At 65.1% G+C, this 12,009-nt stretch carries 4 protein-coding genes; all 4 read right to left on the minus strand.

From position 1 onward, the window contains the following. Nucleotides 1-215: 215 nt before the first annotated feature. On the minus strand, nucleotides 216-518 hold the full coding sequence (locus AOK17_RS50905; RefSeq protein WP_157881428.1) for a hypothetical protein: 303 nt from the start codon (nucleotides 516-518) through the stop codon (nucleotides 216-218). Between the two features lie 413 nt (nucleotides 519-931). Beyond that, nucleotides 932-1,219: a hypothetical protein gene (locus AOK17_RS50910; protein ID WP_157881429.1), complete on the minus strand. Its 288-nt coding sequence runs from the start codon at nucleotides 1,217-1,219 to the stop codon at nucleotides 932-934. After that, a complete protein-coding gene (locus tag AOK17_RS30385; RefSeq protein WP_079053362.1) occupies nucleotides 1,216-8,079 on the minus strand; it encodes an RHS repeat-associated core domain-containing protein in 6,864 nt (2,287 codons plus the stop codon). Before AOK17_RS30385 ends, AOK17_RS50910 begins: the two co-directional genes overlap by 4 nt. 109 nt (nucleotides 8,080-8,188) lie before the next feature. Then, nucleotides 8,189-11,911, minus strand: a complete 3,723-nt coding sequence (locus AOK17_RS30390; protein WP_055615779.1) for a laminin G domain-containing protein — start codon at nucleotides 11,909-11,911, stop codon at nucleotides 8,189-8,191. Nucleotides 11,912-12,009 lie beyond the last annotated feature (98 nt).

A 12,009-nucleotide genomic window follows, 5' to 3' on the forward strand; every position in this document is an offset into this window, starting at 1 on the left:
AACAGCGCAACCGCCAGGATCCGCGACTCCCTCCAGCGCACCCGCACCGGGCGGCCCGACCGTCCTGCCACCAAGACCCGAGTGTCCGAACGCCACACCGCCCTACCGACTGAGTCTGTCCACTCCCTCAAGGAACGCAGGGAACAGCAGGAGAAGGGGCGCGCGACGGCAGGACGTCCTTCACCACGCATCAACGTGAGGTTGGAAGAGGCTGATTATCTGGTCCCGACGGCCTGAATCTTCTTGTGTTGCCGGGTAGCGATGGAGTCCGGGATTGGAATAGGGCCATCATCCTGTTCATCCAAGAGGTACGTGGCGAAGGTTGCCCCCGTGCGAACGATGGTCATGACATTTCCTTTCCCGTCCGGGGAAAGAACGTTGGTGATTAGATCGCTAACCGCGTCGCCTCCCGCATCCATTGGCGGAATTTTCCTGACTGTGAACCGGTGAGTCCAACCGCGTTCTGAGGTGGCGACGAAATTGGTGCAGCCGGTCACAGCAACCTTGAGCTCGGCCATCCACGCTGAGGCCTCCTCTCCCCGGTGACTCGTGAGAATCACACTTCCTGAAGTGGCACTCGCATCGTCCGATCGAATCGTGGCCCAGGCCATGGCTTGGCGCGGACGCCTGGGACGCACACTCATCATGTCCGCGATCGGGCGACAGGCAAGTTGACCGGTCGTCACGATGTCCTGAGCTTCAAGCAAGAGAGCGCTCTGAGGCTCCACCGTGAAACTGGGGAGGTCGGAACCGACCGGCAGCGCATTGCTCAACTGAGACTCAGTTAGCGACTTCCCGCTACGTCGTGGGCCTCTTCGCCAGCCCCGTATTCCTGTCTGCCGACCCGTCACAGGCCACAACGACTGCCACTGAGGCCACCAGGGCGACCGCCACCACGGTGCGCCGCTTACCATTCAACGCTACCCCTTAATCAGTCTTCCCAGAACGGGCGTCCTACCCGGATTTTGATTTGCTTGTCACGATCAACATGAATCGCGACAACCCCTTCCACGAATTCTCCGACCTCAGGAAGCGGAACAGGCTCCTCCGCCAGAGGGTCAGGCCTATATGAGGCGATATCCAGAAATCCCAAAGCCCCAGGAGCATCGTCAAGCTCCAGGAATACGCCGAATTGGAAACGCGCCTTCACTCGGCCTCGAGCATTAGAGCCAGCAGGGTACCTAAGTTTGGCTTCGACCCAAGATTCTTCGTCGCTCATTTGCGCAGCTCCCTCCAATACTTATTGAGATCCTCTACCACCGTATTTGGTATCTCCAGCTCCGTCAAAGGACCACCCTGATAGGGTTTTTCATACTGTTCAAATTCATCCCGATAATCGACTGTCGGTATCCTGACTTCCATCACACCCTCACCATAGGACCTAGCATAGCTTTCAGCGAGTTTGCGCTCTTTAGCAAAATAGACGAAACCGTTCTCGTAAGGGTTTCCTTTAGTGTTAGGAAAATTCTTTGCTAGATATCCAAACTTTTCCTGAAACTCACCTTGCCCCCTCTGCGGCGCCTTGTAGATCGAGATGAAGCCGTCATCGCCATCCCGCTCCCCCCCCTTCCCTCTTTTCCTTTTTCCATCAGAACCGTCAGGACTGCCAGAACCGTCATCCGCACCACGAATCTTAAGGAACACAGCTAGCGCATACGCGCCGCATCCCAACAAGGAATTTCCACTATCGCAAGAATCCCACTCGTCGCCAAGCCCAAGCCTATCCGCAGCCCAATCGAACGCGTCCGGGACCGGCGGGCGATATGGCAGACCGGCATTGACATATTTATCCACATTTGGGCCATACCCGAGCATCCCTGCTGAACAGCCCGGGAATCCACACCGGTAATCCGCCGGGGCGGTGCTTCCCGTGGTGCCCGTATGGCCGAAATTGTCGGTTCTGGACGTTCCTGACTTGGTGTAATCGACTGCTTCGTTGAGGCGTCCATTGCCTTGCGTGCCGTCAGGGCGTGTCGGGCATGCCTCCTGGGCTCCCCCCGCTCCTCCACACGCAAGCCTCAGGCCTGTGGGGTCGGAGTGAGTGACCGGACTGTTGGCTGCGTAACTGTAACCGTTGAGAGTTTGCAGCTTGTCCGTTTCCAGCAGGGGGTCGACGCTGATGAACTGGCCGATTCCCGGGTCGTATTCACGCGCTCCGACATGCGTCAGGCCCGTACCCTCATCAGCCGGTTTGCCCAGGAACGCCTTGTCGTCCGGCCAGTTCGCAGCCTTCTCACCCCGAGGCGCCCCGAACGGTGTCGTGTACCGCTTCGTCACCCCGTACGTCGTCGCGTCCATCGCGATGCTGGACGTGCCGTGGTGGTCGGCGGCAAGGAAGCTGAGCTTTGTGCCCGAGACCCCCGACGTCGCCGTACGGACCGCGATCGTCTGGCCGGCGGCCGAGTAGTAGCGGCTGCCGGAGAGAGTTTTCGTTGTGCCCTTCGTCGTCAGGCGGACCTCCGTGCCGCCGAGGTAGAGGATCGTGTCGCCGTCACCCGTGGCACGGCGGATCAGGAGCTCGCCGCTCGCGTCGTACAGATAACTGGTCTGCGTGCCCTTGGCGTTCGTGGTCGTGGCGAGCTTGCCCTCGGCGTTCCACGAGTGGCTCTGCGTGCCGGAGGTGACGGGCTCGCTGCCCAGCCACACCCCCGCGCTCCACTTCGATTCCCAGTCCTTGTTGTAGACGACGAAGACCCCGGTGTCCTGGAGGGTGGCGAAGGAGCCGGAGCCGGAGCCGCTCCAGGTCCCGCTGTTCCAGAGAGCCTTGTTGTCCTTGTCGTAGACGACGAAGTTGCCGTCGTCCTGCATCGTTGCCCACGCACCCGCGTGACCTGCGGTGTCCGTGTGCCAGGCGATCTTTCCCGTCTCTCGGTCGTACAGAGCCAGGTCGCCGTCCTCGCGCATCACCAGACGGGCCCGCTGAGAGCGGACCTCCTCCCCCGATGTGAGCTTCCAGCCGGCGCGGAAGAACTGGTGGGACGTCGTGGTGGTGCGCTTGGTGGTGTTGCCGCTCTTGTCGTAGTCGAAGTTCTCGGTGCGCGAGCCGTCGCCGGTCGTGGAGACCTCGTCCAAGGCGTGCGGCTGGGCCTCCCCCGACGCGGGGTAGGAGTACTTGCGCTCTGTGTTCTGGCCCTGGCGGATGCCTACGCCGTGCGCGGTCTCCGTCTTGCGCTGACCCGCGTCGTTGTAGGTGTACGACGTCCAGTACGGCGCTGCGCCGTCGATGTTGCCCGCCGTGCGACCCGAGGCCGCGCAGTCATCCGTCTTCGGTGTCCAGGACTCGGTCAGACGGCTGTAACCGTCATACGCGAAGCACTGGTAGTCGGCCTTGCTCGTACCACCCTGCGTCGTGCCGTCGAAGACCGACATGACGTTGCCCGAGTCGTCCTGAGTGAACCTCAGGTCCTGCGTCATGTAGCTGTGGACGTCGTCCCTGACGAAGGAGCGGACCAGTCGGCGGGTGCCGGCCTCGTACTCGTAGGTCAGGTAGGCCTTTTTCGCCGAGTCGTCGCCGCTCGTGCCCAGCGTGAGCCCCTGCAAATCGCCTTGGGGCAAGTAGGCGGCACCCTGCAGGTAGCCGCTGGTCCCGGAAGCTGTGAGTTGCTGGCCTGTGGCGTTGTAGCCATAGGAGACCGTCTCGGAGGCCAGGCCTCCGACCGCGGGCTGGGAGAACTGGCCGATCGTGCCGTCCGGGCGGTAGCCGGTGGTGGACGACAACGTCTTGGGCACTCCTGCGGCGACCAAGGGATCGTTGTCGGGCAGAGTGAGCTGGCTGTCGGTGACCTGGTAGAGGTTGCTGTAGTCGTTGACCTTCTGGGTGTAGGCCTTGCCGTTCGCCCCGCCGTCGTAGCGCACGGCAGTGTCCTGCTGTCCCTTGTCCAGGCTGTCGAAGGTCCAGGCCGCGAGCTTGTTTCCGTCCGTCTTGCTCGCCTGCCACATGCCCGTCCTGCGGCTCAGCTCGTCGTACTCGTACAGCAGCTTCTTGGACTCGTCGTTGTTCGCCGTCGTGCTCGTGACGCGATCGAGGCTGTCGTAGTCGGTGCTGCTCGTCCCCTTGTCCGGGTCGCTGGTCGTCACCTGACGGCCGAACAGGTCGTAGCCATAGGACCACTTGGACTGGTCCGGGCCGGTGATGGCCTTCTGCTGTCCGGCAGGCGTGTACGTGTACGCGGTCGTGTTGAAATCGGTTCCGGTCGGCCTGGGGCCGCCGTACTCGCGTCGCTCGGTCGTCTGGCCGAGGGCGTTGGTGACGACAGTTGTGGCCTGGCCACCCGTGGGGGCGGAGGTGGCGACCGTGTCACCGGTGTAGCTCGTGTCGATGGTCCATCGGGTGACGCCATGGTTCTTCGTCACCGTCTTGGTCGCACGGCCCGCACCGTCGTACGTCGTGTCGTTCTGGACCGGAGCCTGGCTGCCCTCTGTCTGCACCGGAGTGCTGGAAGGTGCGGAAGTGTTGTCCCATGTGTCGCCCTGCTGGCTCACCGCCAGGCCGCGGTCGTCGTACAGAGTCAGGGAGATGAGACGTCCGCCGACCGTACTCGGCGTCTGGATCTGTCGGCTTCGGAGCAGGGAGTCGTAGAACTCGTACGTGGTGTTGTAGCCGGAACCGGTGCCCTTGAGGGTTCCCGTCGACACCCAGGACATCTCCGAGCTGGTGACCTTGTATTCGTAGACGTAGTTCGGCGTCTGGTTCAGCGACTGGAAACGATTCGGCAGCCATACCTTGGTGACTCGTCCGAGGCTGTCGTACTCGGACACCGTGATCTTGTCGTTGGGGTCGGCGACCTTGACCGCGGCGCCGGTCGCGAAGTCCAGCGTGGTGGTGGTCTTGTGCGACTTGGCGTTGGTGACCGCGGTCGACGTCAGCGGTCCCGCCTCTGCCGGTGTGTACGCCGTGCTGGCAGCAGCCAGGCCGTTGGTGTCCTTCACGACCAGCGGACGGCCGAGCTTGTCGTACGTGGTCGTCGCGACCTTCTGCCAGGACGGAGCGTCGTCGCCGCCGTAGGACTTGGCACGGCCGGACCATACGGCCTCGCCCTTGATCGGCTTCTGTGACGCGGACCAGGCTGTGGCACCGGTGTCGTCAAAGACCATTGCGGTGTCGGATATGACGTCTCCCGGGCGCGAGGAGTCGGCCGGCAGGTCCAGGCTCGCGTCCGTGGTCGCACAGGTCCGCGCGACCGTACGCGTGCGGGAGGTCAGGGCGTTGATGCCCTTGTCGTCGTTACGGGCGTACCAGGTACGGGTGCAGGTCTCGTCGCCCGTGACGGCGTTGTCACCACCGTCCTGGACGGTCGCGGCCATGCCGTAGTCGTCATATGTGGTCGTGGTGGTGCGCACCCTGTCACGAGGGGTGATGCCACTGGTGATGTTGGTGCGGGCCTGGGTGGCTTCCGTGCGGACGTAGTACGCCTCGGTGTCGGCGTACGACTTGTGCTGGGTGGCTGTCTTCTTGGACCAGGGGTCGTTGACGGTGCCGGAGACCTCGGTGTCGCCGTTGTAGGTGACCGATTCGCGGGTGAAGCCCGCGTACCGGTCGGAGTCGGTGATCTTCGCGGCTTTGATGCCGGTCACCTCGGCCGTCTTGCGCGCGTCGGCGTCGGGGGTCTTGCCGTCCGAGCCGAGAACGCGGTCACCGTTCATTCCGCGCATGTAGACCGTGGTCGACTTCAACTGCTTGCTGTCGCTGTCACCGGTGAGGTGGGTGACTCGGCCGAAGCCCCGCCAGATCGACCAGGTGCGTTCCTTGGCCGGGGTCATCGGGTCTTCGTTGTAGTGCCAGGCACCGCCGCCCGAGTACTGGTACGTGTGCTGGACGGCTTCCGAACCACCATGTGGGGCCGTGGTGGACACGGCGGTGACCGGGTACTTCTGGAACCAGTCGAGCTTCGGGGTCTTCTCACCGTTGGGCGACCAGTAGACGGGATAGCAGAGCTTCGTGTTCTCGTCGACCTTGGGCATGGTCTGCCCGTAGACGCAGTCGGCCTCCTTGTAGGAGACGATCGTCGCGGCGCCGGTCTCCGAGGTCACCGTCCGCAGGCGCGGCTTGTCCAGCGAGAGGATGTCGTCCGACGGGCCGTCGACACGGTTCGGCAGGAAGACGTGCGTGAACTTCACCGGGTCCAGGGCGAGGTCCGTGCCGCGCTTGCCGGTGTGCTTGATCTCGTCGAGCCAGAGCGACTGGTCGGTGGAGTCACCGGTGTCTCCGGGATCCAGGTAGAGCTGCTTCAGCGACCAGTTGTCCACAGCCGCGTAGGCCGGCGTGGCGGCAGACGCGTTCCACGCGTAGGTGGTGACACCCGTCAGACGCTTGCGCGTGAAGAAGGACGGCCCGGTGTTGCCTGTGCACTTGGCGTCGTCCTTGCAGATCGCGTCGAACGGGACATCCGGCCAGTTGTCACGGGTGTCCTCGGTCAACGAGTCGCAGTTGGTCGCGAGGCAGCGCTCGTCGTAGCTGAAGGTGACCTTGTTGGAGGCCGCAGGAGTGGCGGAGAACAGGGTGCCCGCCCGCTGGCCGTAGCGGATCTCCTTGAGGTAGCCGCCTCGGGTGTAGTCGGTCCCGGTGGTGTCGTCGCCGAGCTTGTCGTAGTTGTTGTGCTCGGCCGTGTACCAGTAGCTCATGGCGTTGTTGTGGGTGTCCTCGACATAGTCGAGGTTCCAGCGCCAGGCCTGCTTCTTGTCCCGGCCGGAGAAGCCTGTGCCGTCGTCGTACCCTGGCTCGCCCTCGTCGTCGCCGAAGACCGGCACCGTCCACACCGAGTCGGTACGATCAGCGGCCCCCGCACCGTCGAGCTTGTTCAGGCCGAAGGTGTAGGTGGTGCCGTTGCCTGTCGTGACGGTCCAGTACTCGCCGTTGTCGTCGCCGTTGTCCGCCCCCGTGCGGCGGGTGACGGTGGATGCGTCGTCGTTCTTCAGCCGCCAGGTGCCGGTGGTGTCGTCCTTGACCAGCTCGGTCGCCTTGCCATTGAGGACCAGCGAGGCGTTGTCGTACTTCCAGCAGAGGTCGTACTTCTCGTCCTGGCCGTCGTCGTCGCACGAACCGTACTTGCGCTCGATGTACGAGGAGGTCAGATCGAAGCCCTCGCCGATCTGGCTGCCCTGATTGTTGGTCGAGGCGGTACGGCCGTCCACGCCGCCGGAGTCGTAGGAGATGTCGAGGCCCGGTGCCGGGCCTGCCGCGGCCGGAGGTGTGCGCAGCGGGTAGGACCACGTGAAGGTGCCGGAGGAGCCGCCCGCTTCCCAGGTGGAGGAAGCCGCGAGAGGCGTGGCCTTGTAGTCGCCGCTGCCCGACTGCGTGCCGGCCGCCACGGCCAGGACCATTGTCTCGGCCGCCGTTGAGCTGGACGGGCCGGTGGAAGCGGTACTGAACGCGAGCGTCGTCGAAAGACGCTCGGCGCCACGGTCATTGCTCGATTCGAGCGTCTCAGGCGTACGGCACTTGCCTTCGGCGCCCTCACTCAAGAGGCATGCGGGAAACTTGAGAACCCGCAGTCGTCCGGCCCAGTCACCTCCGTAGGCCGTGGCAAAGGCGCCGTAGTCGATGCCCAGGCGTGCCTGGCCTCCCTCCTCGGGTCCGGTGACAGCCAGTACTACGCCTTTGATGCCAAGCTTCTTGGTGGCCTTCTGATCCAGAACCTGCATCTCCACCGCATCAGCGGTTTGCGGCGCCTTCTTCCCCTTGGCGCCCTTGGCTGCGGAGAGAGTCACCGGCAGGGCGCCCGGATCCGCCTTCGCGGTTCCGGACTCGGGCAACCGCAGAGTCGCTTTGCCACCCCTGGGCCACGTGACGCTTCGGCTCTGGTCGTTCCGGGCGCGGTCGGCCGCGGCGCGGTCCGCCGCCGCGGACTCCGCCACAGCGGCGGCGCTCTTCTTGTTCACCTTGTCCGTGAACGGAGTGACCTTCGCCGACCTCGGCGGCTTCAGATCCGGCTTGCCCAGCGGATCCGCCTCATCGGCGAACGCCACAGGCGTCAGCAACCCCGGCACCAGGGCGAAACCGACTGCGACGGCCAGCAGCCGAGACCAGGGACGTCTCGCGGCGCTGCCGGATCCCGCCGGGCGGGCGGCGAAGGGGTTCATCACACGTCTCCTCGCGCGCGGCCGCCGGGTTCCGGGCCGCCGCACGCCGTCGAAGGTCTACAAGAAGAAGCAAGAAGGGTTCAGAGAAGGGGAGTTGAACGTGCGGCACCTACACCGATGGCTGCGCGATCTGACCGCTGACTTGTTCGGCGGTCATCGCTCCGGTCCACACGCGCACCTTTGCCAAGTCGCCTGGCAGGTAGTGCCCCGTCGTACCGCTCACCGATCCACGCCCCGCCGAGAGAACCCCGCTGCCCTGCTGCGGCACGGACAGCCCGGGATCTCCCTCGCCCCGCTGAACGAACTGACCCACGTACAGCTCGGCCACGCCGAAGCGCTGGGTACCGTCGTCGGCGGTGAAATCCTTCGTCGCGTCGAAGACACCGGAGACGTCGACCCAGGTATCCCATTCCTTGTCACCGACCGGCGCCTCGGCCGGAGCCAGCGCGGTGTCGATCACCTTGCCGGCCGAGTCGACGGCGGTGCGCCCGAACCTCCACTGATAGACGCCGTCCTCAGGCTTCTCCACCCACAGCGCCCAAGAGGACTCCTTGCCCACAGGCGTGGCCTGCCCGGCCACAAGTCCCCGGTAGCCGACCGGCTTCGCCGCCAGCAGGGCCTTGTTCAGCCGCACTCGGGCAGACACCGTGAACGAACCGGTCTCGTCGACCACCGGGCCGGTCGCGGACGCGTACCCGGTGGTGCCGTTCAGCACCAGCGCCGTGGCATCCTCACCCGCCAACGCCGCTCCCGAACCAGAGAGGGTCAGACCACCGCGGCGGTAGGGGAAGGACGTGCTGGCCGGGTCGTCGGGATCCTCCGGGCTCTCCCCCACCTGACTCCCGGACGAGATGGTGGCGTCCCAGTGGGCGACCAGTTCGTTGGTCGGTGTGCCGTCCCTGTCCAGCCGGCTCTCCTCACGGATCTGCTCCGCCGTACGGGCGTCCTGCCAGACAGCCGGCTCGTCCAGCAGGCCGAAGAAGTACTCGCCGCCGGTACTGCCCTTCAGGGAGCGGCCGAACTGCAGCCCTCCGGTCGCTGCCCACGGTTCGTATGTCGATGCCGAGGTCGCGAGCCCGACGGGATCACCTTGCGGCTGCCCGTTGACGAACAGCTGAATGGTGTCGTTGTTCTTGTCCGCGTCGTTCTGGGTATTGAAGACGCCGGCCAGATGCGTCCAGACCTTCAGCTGTGGGTTGGCTTCATTGGCGAAGGAACGGATGTAGACGGGACTCGCTTGATCCTTGTCCGCGCGGGCGAAGATCCACTTCTGGTAGGCGGACGAGTAGTACAGGACGAAGGCACTGTTCTTCGCCCCCGGTTCCGAGAGCACCACCCGATTGGCGGACGCATCGGTCGGATACACCCAGGCCGAGACGGTGAAGGAGCCCTGCGTGTTGACCGCGGGAGATGCCGTCGCCGCATGGCCGACCTGCTGGGCGGCGTCCGAGACGTTGTCGTTCAAGCGCAACGAGTAGTCACCCGCGCCTCGGCGCGCCCTGGTCGATCCGCCTGTGCCTGCCTCCCCCACGAGGGTCGCGTTGTGGCGGGGGCCCTCAGTAGCGGTGTCCGTCGCCGTCATGGTGCCGGAGCCCGGTTTGACGTCCTCGAATCGCCACCGACCGGTCGCGCCCGGTGGCAGTGCCACATTGACGTAGAAATACGCGGGCGGTCCCCAGCGCTTCCGGCCGTCCTTGTCCAGCTTCAGGTCACTGGCCTCGACCGACAGCGTCTGCGTACCCGACAAACCTGGCTTCACATCATTGACGGTCACAGGAGCATTCGTCGTACTCGCGTTCACCGTCTTGGTGGCATCGGCGCTGCTGGTCAGGAACCTCCAGCGATACGCCTTGACGTCGGTGTCGGCCGCGTTCGGCCTGAAGGTGAAGCTTCCTGGCACACCTGGGCCGCCGTGCGGCGCGCAGTCGTCGGTGAGGCACTCGGTGTACGGGCCGCCGGAGGTGATGGTCGGCATCTTCGGCGCCGTCGAGTCGATGCGCAGGTAGCACCACGACGAGTACGGCGAGAACAGGTCACCCGACTTGCCGTTGTAGCTCCAATGGGACTGGGTTCGGGCCCTGAAGCGATACAGGCCGCCGTCCGCCCGCTTGTCGGTGGCCGTCTTCTCCAGAGTGCCGTCCGTGTGCCAACCTTCATCCGGTTTGTAGTCGCTCCACACTTGCGCCCACGTACCTGACGTCGTGTCCGTACTGGAGCGCTGCATCACGAACTCGGCCTGCAGGGAGCCCTTTTCCTCACCCGAACTCGGCTGGACCTTCGTCTGCACGCGAGCCTGCACCGTGGGGGTGTCCACCGTGACGGTGAGCGGGTCCGACGAAGGACGGCAGACGGCCGTGTCACCGGTACCGGGGATCGCACCGACCGAGGTGGGCACCCCTGGCCTGTGCACGTACCAGACCTTCAGCTCTGCGTTGGAGTCGAACCGCTTCCAGGCTCGCGGCTCGCCCTCGTCCTTCGCGCGCAGCATCAGCGTCAGCCGGGAGATCTTGCCATCGGCGAAGGCCCGCACCGTTGAGGTCAGATTCTCGTCGGGCTCATCGGGGTTGTCGTTGAACTCGACCCAAGCGTTGGGCTGGTCAGGAGTACAGAGATCCCCTCGCCCCGCCGACACGTAGCGGTCGCCCATCTGATCGAGTTGCTTGGGGCCCGGCCACCGCGTGCCTTCGGAGATGTTGTCCGTGCGCTCGAGATCCACCCAGTAGGGCGTGCAGTTGAACGACCAGGTCTCGTACGCGCGGAACGTCGCGTCCAGCACCTGCTTGCCGGCCAGTTTCCCGGCGCCGAACTCGAAGTACATCCGGTCGGTGTAGCCGCCCGTGCTGCAGGCGAATCCGTCCGCGACACCACAACGGCCCACGCCCTTGGGCTCGCTGAACTTCCAGAACTTGTCGCCGTCCGACGACAGCTTGGTCCACTCGGAGGCACCCAGGCCGACGGAGGGATCGATGAAGACCGGGTACACCGTCTTCTGTCCGCGCAGCAGATCCAGGTCCGGCGTCACCGAGACCGTGCCCTCGCCCACCGAGACCGGCAGCTCCGCGGTGGCATCGCCCTCACCAGGATGCGCCGGATCGGCAGCAACGCCTTCCTCTGCTTGCGCCTCGACGCGCTCGGCCGACATCAACTGCGGCTGCACATCGGTGGGCTCGTCGTCCCCCGCCGAGTCCCACATCTGGCCAGCGGGCCCGCGGAAAACCGCGTTGCCGTCGGCGTCCACCGCACGCAGACCACCCCCAGCCCCCGGCACCAGGCTCAGTCCCTCACCGGTGGCAGTGAGCTTCACCTGCTCCAGCTCCGAACTGGCTGCGGCGTCGGCTGTCTTGACCACCAGCACCTCGCGGTAGCCCTCAGCCGTCGCGGTGAGTTGGAGATCCACGCCGTTGATGGGTACGTCGGCGTAGGTAGCCGTTGCCCCGTCGAGAGTGGGTACGGGCAGCGAAGTGGGCCACCCCAGCTTCACCACCTGCCCCTCATGACCGAGCCGCAGCATGTCCGAGCCGCTGCCGCCGCCCGAGAACGCCAGATCCACCACTGCGGACTTCGGTCCGACCGTGCCGTTCGAGCGCTTCTCCAGCGTGACGTCGATGTCCTGCCACGTACCGTCTTCGGCCCTGGCTCGCTGTGGCTCCGTCGACTGAGTGAGGGTGAACGTTCCGTCAGGGTTCGCGACGGTCGTTGTGTACTCGGTCCGCGCCGACGTCACCTCGACCGGTTCGCCGGACACAGCCGCCCGCTCCGAGGCCGACTGCTCGTTCACTTCGGCCTGTTGTGGCACGGCCTGAGCGTCGGTCGACGCCGCGAACGTCACCATCGGCAGCAGGGACAACAGCGTTGCCGTTGCCGCCACCCCGCCGATTACACGGCGTGACCGATCTCGCGCATGCCCATACCGACTCCCCCGCCCCAACC

Source organism: Streptomyces phaeochromogenes, assembly GCF_001418655.1.
GTDB classification, from domain to species: Bacteria; Actinomycetota; Actinomycetes; order Streptomycetales; family Streptomycetaceae; genus Streptomyces; species Streptomyces phaeochromogenes.